The organism is Pseudomonas sp. MWU12-2319, assembly GCF_023242525.1.
Taxonomy (GTDB): Bacteria; Pseudomonadota; Gammaproteobacteria; order Pseudomonadales; family Pseudomonadaceae; genus Aquipseudomonas; species Aquipseudomonas gingeri_D.
In genome coordinates this window covers 227,402-243,250 of the sequence record NZ_JALJES010000007.1, presented here as the reverse complement: position 1 = coordinate 243,250, position 15,849 = coordinate 227,402, and the positions used below count along the sequence as shown (strand labels likewise).

At 60.5% G+C, this 15,849-nt stretch carries 13 protein-coding genes; 8 read left to right on the top strand and 5 right to left on the bottom strand.

Features of this window, described 5'->3' with window-relative positions; translation table 11 throughout:
* The first annotated feature begins 91 nt into the window (after positions 1-91).
* Positions 92-1,117 carry a LacI family DNA-binding transcriptional regulator gene (locus M5C01_RS14350; RefSeq protein WP_152739847.1) on the top strand — a complete coding sequence of 342 codons (1,026 nt, stop codon included), beginning with the start codon at positions 92-94 and terminating at the stop codon, positions 1,115-1,117.
* A gap of 73 nt (positions 1,118-1,190) precedes the next feature.
* Here M5C01_RS14350 and M5C01_RS14345 read toward each other — a convergent pair whose 3' ends face one another.
* Positions 1,191-2,009, bottom strand: coding sequence for an SDR family oxidoreductase (locus M5C01_RS14345; RefSeq protein ID WP_152739848.1), 819 nt, complete (start codon positions 2,007-2,009; stop codon positions 1,191-1,193).
* Positions 2,010-2,149: 140 nt separating this feature from the next.
* On the opposite strand from M5C01_RS14345, the gene iolG reads away from it, so the two are divergent.
* The 4 genes from iolG to M5C01_RS14325 all read left to right on the top strand — a co-directional run bounded on the left by iolG (position 2,150) and on the right by M5C01_RS14325 (position 6,887).
* The gene (gene iolG / locus M5C01_RS14340) at positions 2,150-3,160 is read left to right on the top strand and encodes an inositol 2-dehydrogenase (protein WP_152739849.1); all 1,011 of its coding nucleotides are present in this window, start codon (positions 2,150-2,152) and stop codon (positions 3,158-3,160) included.
* A 110-nt stretch (positions 3,161-3,270) separates the two neighbouring features.
* Positions 3,271-4,323 (top strand): sugar ABC transporter substrate-binding protein, encoded by a 1,053-nt coding sequence (locus M5C01_RS14335; protein WP_177103708.1) that lies wholly within the window; start codon positions 3,271-3,273, stop codon positions 4,321-4,323.
* A 21-nt stretch (positions 4,324-4,344) separates the two neighbouring features.
* Entirely contained in the window at positions 4,345-5,844 is a 1,500-nt protein-coding gene (locus M5C01_RS14330) for a sugar ABC transporter ATP-binding protein (RefSeq protein WP_152739851.1), read from the top strand.
* An 8-nt stretch (positions 5,845-5,852) separates the two neighbouring features.
* Positions 5,853-6,887 (top strand): ABC transporter permease, encoded by a 1,035-nt coding sequence (locus M5C01_RS14325; RefSeq protein WP_178129872.1) that lies wholly within the window; start codon positions 5,853-5,855, stop codon positions 6,885-6,887.
* A 99-nt stretch (positions 6,888-6,986) separates the two neighbouring features.
* Here the strand turns inward: M5C01_RS14325 and M5C01_RS14320 are convergent, their stop codons facing one another.
* The 4 genes from M5C01_RS14320 to M5C01_RS14305 form a co-directional block, all read right to left on the bottom strand.
* Complete coding sequence (locus tag M5C01_RS14320) at positions 6,987-7,856, bottom strand: MurR/RpiR family transcriptional regulator (RefSeq protein ID WP_177103706.1); 870 nt, start codon at positions 7,854-7,856, stop codon at positions 6,987-6,989.
* 159 nt (positions 7,857-8,015) lie between these two features.
* A complete protein-coding gene (locus M5C01_RS14315; protein ID WP_152739853.1) occupies positions 8,016-9,005 on the bottom strand; it encodes a hydroxyacid dehydrogenase in 990 nt (329 codons plus the stop codon).
* Positions 9,005-9,817, bottom strand: a complete 813-nt coding sequence (locus M5C01_RS14310; RefSeq protein ID WP_152739854.1) for an aldolase/citrate lyase family protein — start codon at positions 9,815-9,817, stop codon at positions 9,005-9,007. Before M5C01_RS14310 ends, M5C01_RS14315 begins: the two co-directional genes overlap by 1 nt.
* Positions 9,818-9,829: 12 nt before the next feature.
* On the bottom strand, positions 9,830-11,260 hold the full coding sequence (locus M5C01_RS14305) for an NAD-dependent succinate-semialdehyde dehydrogenase (protein WP_152739855.1): 1,431 nt from the start codon (positions 11,258-11,260) through the stop codon (positions 9,830-9,832).
* A gap of 261 nt (positions 11,261-11,521) precedes the next feature.
* Here M5C01_RS14305 and iolD point away from each other — a divergent pair, with 261 nt between their 5' ends.
* The 3 genes from iolD to M5C01_RS14290 all read left to right on the top strand — a co-directional run bounded on the left by iolD (position 11,522) and on the right by M5C01_RS14290 (position 15,820).
* Positions 11,522-13,393 (top strand): 3D-(3,5/4)-trihydroxycyclohexane-1,2-dione acylhydrolase (decyclizing), encoded by a 1,872-nt coding sequence (gene iolD / locus M5C01_RS14300; RefSeq protein WP_152739856.1) that lies wholly within the window; start codon positions 11,522-11,524, stop codon positions 13,391-13,393.
* Position 13,394: 1 nt separating this feature from the next.
* The gene (iolE, locus tag M5C01_RS14295) at positions 13,395-14,288 is read left to right on the top strand and encodes a myo-inosose-2 dehydratase (RefSeq protein ID WP_152739857.1); all 894 of its coding nucleotides are present in this window, start codon (positions 13,395-13,397) and stop codon (positions 14,286-14,288) included.
* A gap of 170 nt (positions 14,289-14,458) precedes the next feature.
* Complete coding sequence (locus tag M5C01_RS14290) at positions 14,459-15,820, top strand: carbohydrate porin (protein WP_152739983.1); 1,362 nt, start codon at positions 14,459-14,461, stop codon at positions 15,818-15,820.
* Positions 15,821-15,849: the final 29 nt, after the last annotated feature.

Here is a 15,849-nt window from a genome sequence, read left to right as displayed (position 1 = left end):
CAATCAAATGAGCCTGATGCTGGATCTGGATATAAACGGCGTATCTTGGTTATCTTTGATTGGAATTCCATCATTGTCAGGAGTGACTGGTATGGCTCGTGAAGCACTGGGACATGTATGGAAGGGGCCTACCGTCAACGAGATAGCCAGGATCGCAAGGGTGGGGCCAGCCACGGTCGACCGGGTGCTGAACAACCGTCCCGGGGTGCGCGACGGCACCCGCCTGAAAGTGCTGGCGGCGCTGGACAAGCTCAAGCGGGACCTGGCCGATGGCAAGGGGACGTTGCACATCAGCCTGTTCTGCGACTCGGGGGAAACCTTCAATGCCACCCTGGCCAGCGCCGAGGCGCAGGTGAACAGCTCTACGCCAGGGGTCGTGGTGCACGGTCATTATGTGCCGACCAATCAGGTCGACCCCGGCGCGTTTGCCGATCAGGTCCAGGCGCAGGGCGCGTCGGCCGATGGCGTGATTGTGGTGTCACGCGAACACCCGGCGATCAATCGGGCCATTCGCAAGCTTTGCAGTCTGGGCATTCCGGTGGTCTGTCTGACTACCGACCTTCCCAATTCGGGGCGCAGCGCCTATGTGGGAAACGACCAATACGCGGCAGGCAGTGTCGCCGGCCTGTTGATCGGCAATGCCCTGCCCAAGGAACCTGCCAAGATACTGCTGGTGACCAGTGTGCCGTTTCGCTGCCAGCAAGAGCGGGAGATGGGCTTCAGGCGGGTGCTTCGCGGCGAGTTTGCCTACCTCAAGATCGATGAGCGGGTGATGTCTGATGATCGCCCGCAAACCACCCGCGATCAGCTCACGCGCTATTTCAACAAGCATGGTTATCCGGCGGCCATCTACAACGTTGCGGGCGCCAACCGAGGGGTTGCCCAGGCCATCGATAGTCTTGCGGCGGAACAGCGGCCCATGTTCGTCGGCCACGAACTAACCGTTCACACGCGTGCGATGCTGGAGGCAGGTGTCATGAATTACGTGATTTCCCACGATTTCGTGGGCGAGACCGCAGCGGCGGTGCGCTGGATAAAAGGGTCGACCGAAGGCGTGGCGGCAGTGCCGGCCCCGACACCCATTCTGGTCCACACCAAGTTCAATTGCGCTGGTTGAGGCTACCCGTCACGGCGGCGGAACGATATGGGGTCGGCTTGGCCGGAACGGGTATTGACTCATCGCGCGTCGCTTAGAGAGCCAGCTTCGCTTCGGGCGTGGGCGGCCCGTACTGGTAAGCGCCCCACACCGACTGGTCGAAGTTGACCACCGATCCGGTCATCATCCCCGACTCTTCGCAGCCCAGGAACGCCACTGCTTTGGCCACTTCCTCAGGGGCGAGCAGACGTCCGAACGGTTGTTGCGCCGCGACTTCGGCCAGCCAATTATCTTCGGCACCGTGGAATTCACGCTGGATACGATCTTCGCCATCGGACGCCATCCAGCCGATGTTCAGCTGGTTCACGCGAATCCGGTTGCGCATGGCGGCGAACGCCGTATTGCGGGTCAGGGTGGCTAGCGCCGCCTTGGAACCGCAGTACGAGGCATTGAAGGGTTGGCCCGCGTGGGCAACGATCGAACCGATGTTAATGATTGAGCCTTCGATGTCGTCGCGGATCATGCGCTTGATCACTTCCTGCATCAGGAAGAACGGTGCTCGGGTGTTCACCGCGAACATGCGGTCGAACAAGTCTTCATCGGTGCTCAGGATGTCCCCGCGCTCGGTCAGGCCTGCTGCGTTGACCAGCACATCGATGCGCTGAAAGATCTCGTCTGCGGTTTTGATGACGTTGCGGCAATCGGCCACCTTTGCGAGGTCGGCCTGGACGAAATGCACCGCGCAACCTGTTTGCTCGCGAATGCTGCGGGCGACGGCCTCACCTTTAGTGGTGCTACGGCCGCAGGTCACGATACCGGCAGCGCCTTCGTTAGCCAGATGCTTGGCGACGGCAGCCCCCAGCCCCTGAGTCCCGCCGGTCACGACAACGATCTTGCCTTCAAATCGTTTCATCTGAAATTCTCCTCTGCAATGAAAATTGCGTTTTTTGTTGGTATGGAATTTATATTGACATCGATGTGAGGATGCAAGATATTTCGCTTCACTCAAGAACAAAAAACAGATGCAGAGATGCATCACGTCAGGAGAAACCTATGCTACGCATTGCCGTTTTGGGTTGTGGTCGTATCGGCCAGATGCACGCTGATAACGTTGCCAAACACCCCCGAGCTCAATTGGTCGCTGTCTATGACGTTCATCGCCCTTCGGCCGAAAAGGTCGCGCTGGCGCTTGGCGTTCCTGCTGCACAAACGGCCGAGGAAATCTTCTCCTCCTCGGAAGTGGACGCGGTACTGATTGCCACCGCCACCCCTACCCACGCGGATTACATCGAGAAAGCCATCGCCGCGGGCAAGGCTGTGCTGTGCGAAAAACCTATCGATTTGAGCCTTGAGCGGGTAAATGCCTGTGCCGCGAAAATCGGTAACACCCGGCTGCCGATCCAGATCGGTTTCAACCGCCGTTACGACCCAGGTCACAGTGCCGCTCGTACTGCCTTGCTCAACGGCGAAATCGGCGACCTGCACCAGGTCATCATTACCTCCCGTGACCCAGGCCTGCCACCGCGTGCCTATCTGGAAGCGGCGGGTGGCCTGTTCCGCGACATGACCATCCATGACTTCGACCTTGCCCGCTTCATGCTCGGCGAAGAGCCGACCGAAGTCTTTGCGCTGGCCAATGCGCTGGTCGATCCGGCGTTGGGTGCAGAGCTCAATGAAGTGGACAGCGCGATGTTCATCCTGCGCACCGACTCGGGCAAGCAATGCATCATCAACAATTCGCGCGCCGCGGTGTATGGCTACGACCAGCGCGTAGAGCTGTTGGGCAACAAGGGCATGCTGATTTCCGATAACCGCAAGCCCCATGAACTGCGCCGCTTCACCAGCACCACGGTGGAAACCAGCGAGCCTTACCAGTTCTTCTTCCTGGAGCGCTACCACGAGGCGTTCATGGCTGAGATCGACGGCTTTGTCGACTGCGTGGAGAAAGGCGCTGCACCGCTGGCCAGCTTCGAGGACGGTCGCAAGGCGTTGATCCTTGCTGAAGCGGCGTATCTCTCGTTGCACGAGCGTCGCTTGGTGCGAGTGGCCGAAATATCGGATTGATCAGGACGTCAGTCTGCGTTCACTTTCACGATAAAACGCTGGCGATGCCAACCGGGAAAACCGGGTGCGCGTCGCGGCGGCTTCCAATAACAATAAAGAGTAGGAAGAATATGAAATTGTCCACGAAGCATAAGCACGCGGTATCTACACTGGTCGCCAGTGCATTGGTACTGGCCATGGGGGTAGGCACGAGCCAAGCCCAAAGCAATCCTGAAGTCAGGGTAGGTTTTACCCCGAAATTCCTCAAAGACGACTTCCAGACGCTGATGCTGGACCTTTCCAAGAAGGCGTTCCAGGCCAAAGGGTTCACGCTGTTGGGCGCCCCTGATCCGAACGGCGATGTGACCGCCCAGGTGGATGCCTTGCAAAACCTGATTGCCAACGGCGCCAACGCCATTGTCTTTGCCCCGATCGACGCCGCTGGCATTGTGCCGGTGATCAAGCAGGCCAATGCCGCGAATGTGCTGGTGTTCTCCATCGACGATGTGCCATCGGGGGGCAAAGTCACCGCTTCGATCCGTGCCGATAACGTCGATGCCGGTGCCCAGGCGGCCAAGGAAATGGTCAACCGCCTGAGCAGCAAAAAGTGCTGGGCGGCCCACACCTGCACGGTTCTTGAGTTGCAAGGCGGGTTGACCACGCCCAATGGCCTGGATCGCTCCAAAGGCTTCGCGCAGACAATGCAAGGGCTGGCGCCCGCGGTGAAACTGATCCAGCGGCCCACCGACTGGACGGCCGACATGGCTGCCGATGCCACCCAGAACGTCTTGACCCAGGTTCCTTCCCTGAGCGGCATTTTCATGGCTTCCGAGTTGATGGCCACGGCGGTCAACGCGCAGGTCAATGCCGCCGGCAAAGGCGCGTCGGTGGGTAGCCCTGATTCGATTATTCGCATCGCCGTGGATGGCACCCCTCAGGGCCTGCAGTTGATCCGCGGCAAGGCACTGGATGCGACGATCTCGCAGCCGCTCAATGCCTATGCGACGAAAACCGCCGAGTTGATCGACCTGGTCTCCAAGGGTGGCAAGATCGAAATCGGGCCGCGTGACGATGGCCAAATCGTTGATACCCCCGTAGGGCCTCAGTATCAGCTCAAGGCCACGTTGGTGACGTTGGCCAACGTGGAGTCGCCCCAGTTGTGGGCCAACATGGTCAACAAGTAAGCCGCACACAGGGTTGAAACCATGAATCTGAATAGCAACGACGCCCCGCGCGCCATCGTCGAAATGCGCAATATCGCCAAGACCTTTGGCTCTACCCGCGCTTTGCGCGGGGTGGACTTCACTCTCATGCGCGGAGAAGTCCATGCGCTGCTGGGGCGTAATGGCGCAGGAAAAAGCACGCTGGTTTCCACGATGAGCGGGTTCACGCCCGCGGACTCGGGCACGATCAGAATCGCCGGTACCCAGGTCACGGCCAACGCCCAGAATTACGCGGCAAAAATCCGCGAGGGCATCGCCCATGTGCAGCAGACGCCGCAGCTGTTCAACCTGCTGACGGTGGCCGAAAACCTGTTTCTGGAAAACCCCAGGGTCCGCGGCAAGTTCGGCACGGTCAGCCGTGCCCGCACGCTGGCATTGGCCGAGGAACTGCTGAATAACTGGGCCATCGACATTCGTGCCGATGCGCTTGTAGGCGAGTTGGACGCAGGCACCCGGCAATTGCTGGAAATCATCAAGGCGCTCAGCCGTGGTGTGCCGGTGATGATTCTCGACGAGCCAACCGCGGCACTGAGCAACGCCGAGAAAAAGATCCTCTTCGAACAGGTGCGGGCACTCAAGGCCCAAGGGGTGTCGTTCATCTATATTTCCCATCACCTGGATGAGATTTTCGAGATCGCCGACGTCGTTACCATTCTTCGTGACGGCCAGGTCGTGCGCGAGCGTGAGCCTGTGGGCGGCCTCGATGTGGACACCATCGCTGATTTGATGATGGGCAAGAAGACGCTACGCAGCATTCGCGAAGACTACACCCGCGAGCGGCAGCCGAGCCTGATCCAGGCCAAGGGCATTCGTATCGGTCCTCGCTCGGAAAATGTCATCGATTTTGAAGTGCGCGCCGGTGAGATTGTCGCCCTGGCCGGGCCGGTTGGTGGCGGCAAGGAGGCGTTGGCGATGATTCTGGCAGGCCAGCGCAAACCCGAGCAGGGACACATCAGTAATCCACGCGGTCCATTGCCCAAGATCGGGCTGGTGCCCACCGACCGGCATGTGAGCGGGTACGTGGGGCTGCTGGGGGTGCGCGAAAACGTGGTGATCGGTGGGCTGGACATCTTGTCCAACCGCTTCGGCTTTATCAGCAAGCAGGGCGAAACCGAACACGTCGAGCGGTTGGCGCAACAGACCCACGTAGTTGCCTCGACCCTCGAGCAGCCTGTCAGCCAACTGAGCGGCGGCAACCAGCAGAAGGTCGTCTTTGCCCGAGCGCTGTGCCGCAGCCCTGACATCGTCGTGGCGCTGAGCCCCACGCGCGGTGTTGACGTCGGTGCCAAGGAGCAACTCTATGCGCTGCTCCGGAACCTGGCTCGCGAGGGGCTGGGTGTCGTGGTGGTGTCGGACGAAGAAGATGAAATCGCCCAGTTGGCGAATCGAGTCGTCATCGTCTTTGACGACGAGGTCAAAGACCAGCTCGTGGGCGACTACACAATAAAAGATCTGGTATTACGGATGGAAGGTGTCCTATGAGCACAGATATGGTTAGCAACTCCAAACTCACAAAGCCGGCCGAAGGCCGTTCCAGGTTGGCGGCATTCGGCACGTCTTTTGTTGCCGACGGTTATACGATGTACCCCGTCATCCTGCTGTTGGTGATCATCGGTGCGATCGTCGCGCCGCGCTTCGCGACCGCCACCAACCTGGTGAACATTCTCGAGCAGATCAGTGTGCTGGGGCTGACCACCATTGGCCTGACATTCGTGGTCCTCATCGGTCGTCTGGATCTGTCGCTGGAAGGCGTGGTCGGTTTCGCCCCGATGTTTGCCGCCGTGACGCTGGTGCCTGCCGCGGTCGGCGGATTGGGCCTGGAACTGCCGGCGTGGATGGGCCTGGTGGTGGCGCTCGGGGTCGCCGGTGCGATCGGCTGGTTCAACGGTTTCATGGTGGTCAAGGTCGGACTGAACCCGTTCATTTCGACTTTGGGTCTGCTGGTACTGCTGCGCGGCGGCGTATTGATCATCTCCAATGGTCGCTCGATCTATTCTCCAGGCAAGGCACTGACGTTCCTGGGCTCGGAAAAAGTCCTTGGCGTTCCGTTGTCGGTGCTGGTGTTTATTGCCATCGCGGCGGTGGTTGGGGTGATCTTCAAATACCATCGCTACGGCCGGGCGCTGTACGCCATTGGCGGTAATGAAGAAGCGGCCAGGGCAGCGGGTATCAATGTCGATAAAGTCATCTGGTCGGCGTTTATCTTTGCCGCACTGCTGGCCGGGCTGGCCGGGGTGATGATGACCGGACGCCTGGATTCGGCGGTCACCACCCAGGGGCAGGGCATCATCTTCTCGGCGTTCGCGGCGGCGGTGATCGGTGGGGTGAGCCTTGGGGGAGGGCGGGGGACCATCGTCGGTGTGGTTAGCGGCGTGTTGCTGATTGGCGTCATCAATAACTTGCTGACCCTGGCCCAGGTGCCTTCGTTTTATGTACAGGCTTCCACGGGGGCGGTGATCATCATTGCCGCCGTACTGACCACCATCGCCAGCCGGCGCTCCAACGGAGTCAAGACAAGGACTTGATGGTTTAACCTACGCAAAAGCCCCTGCCATGCAGCCTGCTTCATTCAGGTTTCAGGGCAGGGGCTCTCTTGCTAACGGCGAGACCAAACCGATGGCTGGTCACGCCTCTGTGACGGTGGGAATGCGCGGTGGGACGGATTTTTTCAGGCGTGATGCGACCGCCACGGTCAGCGCCTGGACCAGGCACATGGGCGCCGCCAGCGAGCGGGAGAAGGTGTAGTCCGGCTCGGGCACGGCGAACAGCACCGAGGCGCTCTTGGCGATGGGCGACAAGGTGCTGTCGGAGATGGCCACGATCGGCACACCCGCCGCTTTGGCTTCCTCGGCGACGTTGACCACCTCCGTCGCGTAGAAGCGGAAAGACACGGCAATCAGCAGATCCTGCGGGCGCATCGTGCGGGCAATGTGCGTGGCCAGCCCACCGCCAGCGTCCAGCAGCAGGCAGCGCTTGCCCAGCATGGTGAGGCCATAGCGCAATAGCTCAACCACCGGCGAGGAGCGCAGTTGGCCGATAAGATAGACGGTGTCGGCTTTTTCGATCAGGTCTACTGCGTCGGACAGATCCGCAGTGGGGGTGCGTTCCAGCATGTCCTGCAGTGAAGCGATATCGCGCAGCACCAGCTCGTGCAGGAAACCATATTCAGAGGTGTCCTGGCGGTTCTGCAATTCGCTGCTCAGCGCCCGCAGGCGTGCTTCGAACCCTGGGGCGGCCGTTTCCAGGCGGCGCTGAAACAGCACCTGGAGATCTTTGAAACCCGTGTAACCCAATGCCTGCGCGAAGCGTACGAAGCTGGATGCGTGAATATTGCAGCGCTCGGCAATGTTGTTGACCGAATGCACGGCCACTTCATTTGGATTCTGCGTCAGGTATACGGAAATGCGCTGATAGGTCTTGCTCATCTGATCATGACGTTCATGGATCAGGCGAATCAGATCTTCATAATCCCTGGGTGGATCGATGGGGTGCATGTGTTGCCTCATTCCTGGTTCGTACACGGCGCTCACATTATAGCGTGCGCCCTGAAATTCAAGTGCGGCAACCTGTTTGCCCACAACGACGAACGCCCGGCAGCAGCACCGGGCGAGTCGCAAGCAGGTCTCGTCGAGGAAGCCGGATTTCCCGTTGCGTCAGGCCGACGAGGGCGGCTGGAGCGGGTCGAGGTGAGCACTATTGATGACCAGTGTCGGGTCCACCGTGCCGGCGAGGAAGTTCATCGCGTTCTCGATGGACGAGATTGCCATGCGTTCGCTGCACTCAGCGGTCAGGCCGGCGATGTGAGGGGACAGGATCGCGGTATCTTGAGTGAGCAGGACCGATTGCCGTGTCGGTGGCTCATCGTCGAATACGTCCACGCCCGCGGCCCCCACGTGGCCGCTGGCCAGTCCCTCGGCCAGGGCCTGTTCACAGACCACCCCACCACGCGCGGTGTTGGCGATGATGACCCCTGGTTTCATGAGCGCAAACTCTTGTGGGCCAAGTGTCGGCCGCTCGCCCCGTGGCGTATGGACCGAGATGAAGTCAGCCCATGCCAAGCCTTCTTCCAGCGATATCGGGCGCACGGGCCCCTCAGGCCAGCCGGCGCGCTCCAGGAACGGATCGAAGGCACGTACTTGCATGTTGAATCCGCTGGACATGTTTGCCAGGTGACGGCCGATGCGCCCGTAACCGATGATCAACAGGTTCTTGCCGGAAATCTCCTGCTGTTCCAGGCCATTGCGCCACCCCCAATCGCCGATCTTGCGCACCGAGCGATCGGCTCGGACGGCGCGTTTGGCGCCCGCCAGCAATTGCATCATGGCGTGCTCGGCCACGGAGATGGAGTTCACGTCACCGACCACGGTCAGACCGATCCCCCGGGCGTTCAACGCCTGCAGGTCGACCGAGTCGTAGCCAACCCCGTGCCGTGACACCACCTTGAGCTTTTTGGCTTTGGCGATGGTAGCCGCCGACAACGGTTGAGTGCGGATCACCAGGGCGTCGGCCTCGCCAATCAGTTGCGCGCAGGATGCTTCGGAAACTTCCTCGACATAATCTACGATCACCCCGCGCCGCTCGTACTCTTTGAGTAATGCCACGCCGGTAGGATGGAGTTTTCCAGCGACCAGAAGACGAGCCATCAGTAGCCCTCCTTTTTAACGTTCTGTTCGGTTTGCCCGGCTGTCAGCTTGCGCCAGGAGGCCACGGATTGCGCACTGGCCGCGGCCAGCAACCGGGTGTCGCCCGAAACGGTGGTCATGTCAAAGCCCCATTCAACGGCCCGCGCGGCATATTCAGCCGTGCCGCAGTGCAACGCGGCTTTCTTGCCGTGACGCTTGCAGGTGGCGAGGATGGTTTTGATGGCCTCGATGACCTCGGGTTCTTCGCGATCAAACGCAGGTGTCAACTCGCCCCGCGAGAGCGAAAAGGCCAGGTCGGCCGGCCCCACGTAGATACCGTCGAGCCCTGGAGTGGAGACGATTTCCTCAAGGTTGCCCATGGCCTCGGCGGTCTCGATCATGGCGAAGGCGAGGATTTCACCGTTGGCCTCGGCGGCGTAGTTCGCACCGGCGGGGTAGGCGGCACGGGTAGGGCCGAAGCTGCGCTCGCCCAGCGGCGGATAACGCATGTAGCGTACGAACTGTTCGGCCTGGGCGCGGCTGTTGATCATCGGGCAGATGATGCCGTAGGCGCCGGCATCCAGGATTTTCATGATCCAGCTGGGATCCAGCCATGGCACTCGGGCCATGATCACCGCGTCGGAGGCGCGCATCGCCTGGAACATACCGAGCACGTCCTTGTAGTCCACCGCTCCGTGTTGGATGTCGATGGAGATGGCATCGTAATCCTGCGCCGCCATGATCTCGGCGCTGAAACTGCAAGGAAGCGACAACCAGCCATGCAGCACAGGTTTTCCTTGAGCCCAGATTTGGTGCAATTTATTTTTTTTCATTTAGGGCCTCTCTTAGAAAACCAGTTGAGCAAGCTTGGTATCGAGGTAGTCGGCGATGCCTTCGCTGCCGCCTTCGCGACCCATGCCGGAGTGGTTGGTGCCGCCAAAGGGGGCTTCCGCAGCGGCGAGGGCAAAGCTGTTGATGCCGACCATGCCGGCGTTCAAGGCCGCCACGGTGCGCCGTGCGCGGTCAGGTGAGCGGGTGAAGGCGTAAGCCGACAGGCCCATGTTTGAGGCATTGGCGCGGGCGAGTACTTCTTCCTCGGTGGAGAAGCGGCTGATGGCGGCAATGGGGCCGAAGTTTTCTTCGCTAAATACACGCATGTCATCACGCACATCCACCAGCACGGTGGGCTCGAAGAAAAAACCGCTCTGCAGATGGGTAGGGCGCTTGCCGCCGTGGACGACTTTGGCACCGTCGTTCACCGCCGCGGCGACGATGGATTCGATCTCGTCCAGGCGGCTGGCATTGATCAGCGGGCCCATACCGGTGTCGGCTTGCAGCCCGTCGCCGAGCTTGATCATGGCCGTGCGGCTGACGAAGCCCTGGACGAAGGCGTCGTACAGGCTGTCATGCACGAAAATCCGGTCGGGCGTGACGCAGACCTGACCGCAGTTGGCGAATTTGGTCCCGACCGTCAGGTCCAGGGCAGCTTCGATGTCGGCATCCTCGAAGATGATCAGCGGTGCGTTGCCGCCCAGCTCCATCGAGACCTTTTTCACCGTGTCAGCCGCATCGCGAATCATCTGCTGGCCGATGCGGGTGGAGCCGGTAAGGGAGACTTTGCGCACCCGCGAATCGGCCATGATGGGGGCGTAGGTATTGCCCGTCGAACCCATGACCAGGTTCACCGCGCCATCGGGCAGGCCGCCGGCCCGCAGGCAGTCGACCATCACCATGGCCACGCCCGGGGTCTGCGACGACGGGCGCAGCACCACCGGGCAGCCGGCCGCCAGTGCCGGGGCCAGTTTGCGGGCCGGCAACGCCGCCGGAAAATTCCAGGCTGAAAAAGCCCCGACAACCCCGACGGGCTCGTGGGTGATCTCAAAGCGTCCGCCCGGCACGCGACTGTCGACGATGCGCCCATAGATGCGTCGGGCTTCTTCCGCGCACCAACGAAACTGTTCACAGGCGAGCATCCATTCACGCCCGGCCTGCGCGATGGGTTTGCCCGTCTCCGCGCAGATCATGCGTGCCGCCTCGTCGCTGCGCCTGATCATTTCGTCGGCGGCTTTATGCAGCGCCTCAGCGCGACCAAAACCGCCCAGTTCACGCATTTTTGCCAGGGCGCCGTGGGCCGCGTCGAGTGCTTCGCGGGTTTCGGCCGCCGTCGCCATGGGTACACGTCCCAGAGGCCGCTCGGTGACCGGTGAGATGACCTCGGCGCTCGCGGAGCCGGGGATCCAGCGCCCATTGATGAAAAGTCCGTATTGTTCGTACATGGTTTTTATTCGACTTTGCTGGTTTCGTGGTACGCCCCTCAGTAAGGGACCCGTGTTGCCAAACAGGATGAACGAGGTTGAGCGCAGCGCTTGCAGCGTCCCCTCGTTCATTGACCCCGGCGGCGCCGATGCCAGCCCTGGAAAAGATTCCAGCATCGGTATTCCCTGTTGAATATCTGTTTGCAATAATCATTGCGAAATGATCATATTGTCAATATGTATTCCTAAAACAACAATGGCAGTGCTTCCGGAGGAAATAAAATGACCCGCAAAACTGTGCGCATGACCATGGCGCAAGCCCTGGTTCGCTATCTTTGCAATCAGTTCACCGAGATCGACGGGCAGCGCGTACCGCTGTTCGCTGGTGTATTCGGGATCTTTGGGCACGGCAACGTAACCTGTCTTTCGGAGGCACTGGAGACGGTCCAGGACGTGTTGCCCACATGGCGGGGGCAGAACGAGCAATCGATGGCGCTGGCGGCCATCGGCTTCGCCAAAGCCAAGCGCCGGCGCCAGATCATGGTGGCGGCGACGTCCATCGGCCCGGGCGCGCTGAACATGGTGACCGCCGCGGGTGTAGCGATGGCCAACCGGCTACCGGTCTTGCTGATTGCCGGCGATACCTTCGCCAGCCGTCTGCCCGACCCGGTCCTTCAGCAGGTCGAACACTTCAACGATCCGTCGCTGACCGCCAATGACTGCTTTAAAGCCGTGGTGCGTTACTGGGACCGCATCGTGTTGCCGGAGCAACTCTTGCAATCCCTGCCGCAGGCCGTCGCAGCCTTGCTCGACCCGGCCGATTGCGGGCCGGCCTTCATCGGCCTGGCGCAGGACACCCAGGAGATCGCCTACGATTACCCTGAGGTGTTCTTCGAACCCAAGGTGTGGAAGATCCCTCGCCCGCGCGCTGATCGCGACGCTATTGCTGCCGCGGCGGCCTTGCTGAAAACCGCCAAGCGTCCCTTGATCATCTCCGGTGGCGGCGTGCGTTACTCCGGTGCCGAGGAGGCGTTGGCGGAGTTCGCGGCCAAACGCGGTATTCCCGTGGTCGAAACCATCGCCGGCAAGGGCGCACTGACCCATGACCATCCGGTGCATGCCGGCCCGATCGGGATCGTGGGGTCGACCTCGGCCAACAGCCTGGCGAAAGAGGCGGATGTGATCCTGGCCATCGGCACGCGGTTGCAGGATTTCACCACCGGCTCGTGGACCGCCTTTGCCCATGACGCGCAGTTCATCTCGATCAACGCCGCGCGCTACGACGCGATCAAGCATCGTGCGCTCTCGGTCGTCGGTGATGCGCTGGAAAGCGTTGGCGAGCTGGATGCCGCCTTGGGAGGCTACAAGGCTGATGCCCAATTGATGGCGCGTGCCCGTGCGCTGTTCGTTGAATGGAATGCGCTGCTCGACCACTACCAGCAGGCCAGTGACGCACCGGTGCCGTCCTATGCCCAGGTGGTTGGGGTGTTGAACAAGGTCGCGGCTCCGGGCGATACCTTGATTGCCGCGGCTGGCGGTACGCCGGGCGAAGTCACCAAGGGCTGGCGGGTGAAGAACCCGCACACCTTCGATTGCGAGTTTGGTTTCTCCTGCATGGGCTACGAGATCGCCGCCGGCTGGGGCTGTGCCATGGCGCAGGACGGTCCGGGCGCCGCCGGTGGCACGCCGATCGTGATGCTCGGCGACGGCACCTACATGATGATGAACTCAGATATCTACTCCGCGGCTCTTACCGGTCACAAGATGATCGTGGTGGTCTGCGACAACGGCGGTTATGCCGTTATCAATCGCCTGCAACAGGCCAAGGGCGTACCGGGCTTCAATAACCTACTTACCGATTGTCGAATCCAGAATCGCCATGATCCGTTGCACGTCGACTTCGTCAAACATGCCGAATCCATGGGCGCCAAGGCGCGTCACGTGGCTGATCTTGCGGAGCTCGAGCAAGCCATGATCTGGGCCCGGGGCAACGAGGGCGTGACCTTGATTTCCATCGTCTCCGACGCCTGGAAGTGGGTGCCTGGTGATGCTGATTGGGATGTGGGTGTCCCCGAGGTCTCGACCTTTGAAAGTGTCCGCGCTGCTCGTGCCGCGCAGGAAAAAATTCGTGAAGCTCAACGGTTGGGTGTGTGAGATGAAAGCAAAACTTGGTATTGCGCCAATTGCCTGGTGGAACGACGACCTCGAAGAACTTTCCGATGACGTCAGCCTCGAAGAGTGCCTGCGTCAGGCCTCCGTGGCCGGTTTCACCGGCATGGAAACCGGGCGTCGTTTTCCGATGAACATGACGGAGCTGGGTCCGATCCTGTCGCGCTATGGCATGTCGGTGTGTGGCGGCTGGTTCTCGGGACTGCTGCTGGACGGCGACCTCGAGGCGGAAAAAGATCGTATCTCGCAGCAGTTGGACTTCTTTGTTGCGGCGCAGGCGCCGTGCCTGGTGTATGGCGAGACCGCCAGTTCGATCCAGGGCATGCGCAGCGCGCCGCTGGTGACAAAACCGAAAATTTCCGAGGTCGAGATGGCCGCCTATGGCCGCAAGGTTTCCGACTTTGCCGACTGGTGCGCCAGGCAGGGCATGCCGCTGGCGTACCACCACCACATGGGCGCCGTGGTCGAAACAGAGGCGGAATTGGACCTGCTGATGAAGCATTCCACGGTTGCGTTGCTGTTCGACGCGGGACATATGTCTTTCGCCGGCGGTGACTTGCTGCGCGTGATCGAAAACCACCATGCGCGGATTATCCACGTGCACAGCAAGGATGTTCGTAGTCCGGTGGTGAACGGCCTCAATCGCACTCGGGAGAGCTTCCTCGATGCGGTGATCCAGGGCGCGTTCACTGTGCCAGGTGACGGCAGTCTGGACTTCGAAGCCCTCGTCAAGGCCCTGGCCAGCAAGGGTTACGAAGGCTGGTTCGTGGTGGAGGCCGAACAGGATCCTCGCCTCAACCCGCCACTGGAAATGGCCCGCAAAGGCCACGCCGAATTGCTCAGGGTCATGACGGCGGCGGGTTATCAAGTCGTGAAGTAAGCGTTGCCAATCCGCCACTTGCAGCGGGTGGCGGATCGCTTGCGAACAAACACCTCATTTTTCAACAGGGACATTTCAATGTCTCCAGGAGCGTGCATCTCTAAAAAGACCGATCCGACAGTCATTCAATAAATCAGGCATGAAAATAACAATAATCTGGAGTGCAGTTGATGTTGAAATCCCTAGTCAAGCGGGACCCCTTCGTTCGTCCAAAAATCAGCCTTGCGCTTTGTCTGGTCAGCGGCTTCGGTGTGCAAGTAGCATCGGCTGCCGATACCTTCGACCCGTCGCAATACGCATTGGGCGACTGGGGCGGAGTGCGTTCCGGGCTATACCAGAAAGGCTATGACTTTTCCGTCGAATATGTGGGCGAAGCCGCCGCCAACCTGCGTGGTGGATACGATAAAGACCATACGGCACGTTATGCCGATCAACTGGCGCTGGGGACCAAGCTCGACCTGCAGAAAATTGCCGGTTGGGACGACGCTTTATTCCAGCTGACTGTCACCGAACGCAGTGGCCGCAACCTGGCCAATGATCGCATCAGCGATCCCCGCGCCGGGATGCTCAGTACGCCTCAGGAAGTCTATGGCCGTGGCCAGACCTGGCGGTTGACGCAGATGTGGTTGAGCAAAGGGCTGCTGGATGGTGCGCTGAACGTCAAGGCGGGTCGGTTTGGTGAAGGGGAGGACTTCAATACCTTCCCTTGTGACTTCCAGAACAACGCTTTCTGTGGTCCACAGGCCGCTAACTGGGCGGGATCGGTCTGGTACAACTGGCCGGTCTCGCAATGGGGGTTGCGCGTGAAGTACGCGCTGTCGTCTGAAGTCTACGCGCAGATTGGCGCCTTCGAAGTCAATCCATCGAACCTTGAGGTCGGCAACGGCTTCAAGCTCAGCGGCAGTGGCAGCAAAGGCGCACTCATACCGGCGGAAGTGGTCTGGTCGCCTAAGGTCAATGGGCTGCCGGGCGAATACCGGTTGGGTGGTTACTACAGCTCGGCCAAGGCCGATGATGTCTACGAGGGCGCGGATGGGCAGCCGCAGCCGGTGTCAGGTGGCGCTTTCCGCCGCCGTAGCAACAAACACGGGGCCTGGGTGGTGGCCCAGCAACAACTCACCAGCCGTGGTGGGGACCCGGCGCGGGGGCTGAGTGTGTTCTTCAACGCCACGGTGCACGATAAGGCGACCAACCTGGTGGACAATTTCCTCCAAGCGGGCTTCGTCTATAAGGGGTTTTTCGACACTCGGCCAAACGATGACTTTGGTGTTGGCGTAGCCAGGATCCACGTCAACGAAAATGTGACCAAAGAGGCACAGCTGACCAATGAATTGGCAGGCATCAATGATTATGACAACCCCGCCTACATGCCCGTGCGCCACAGCGAATGGGACGCCGAGATTCACTATGGGTTTGCCTTGGCGCCGTGGTTTACCATCCGTCCCAACCTTCAGTATGTCGTTCACCCAGGCGGCGTGGATGAAGTGGACAACGCCCTGATTGCGGGGGTGAAGTTCATCACCAAGTTCTGACATCTGCCATTTGCGTCGAAGTGACAATA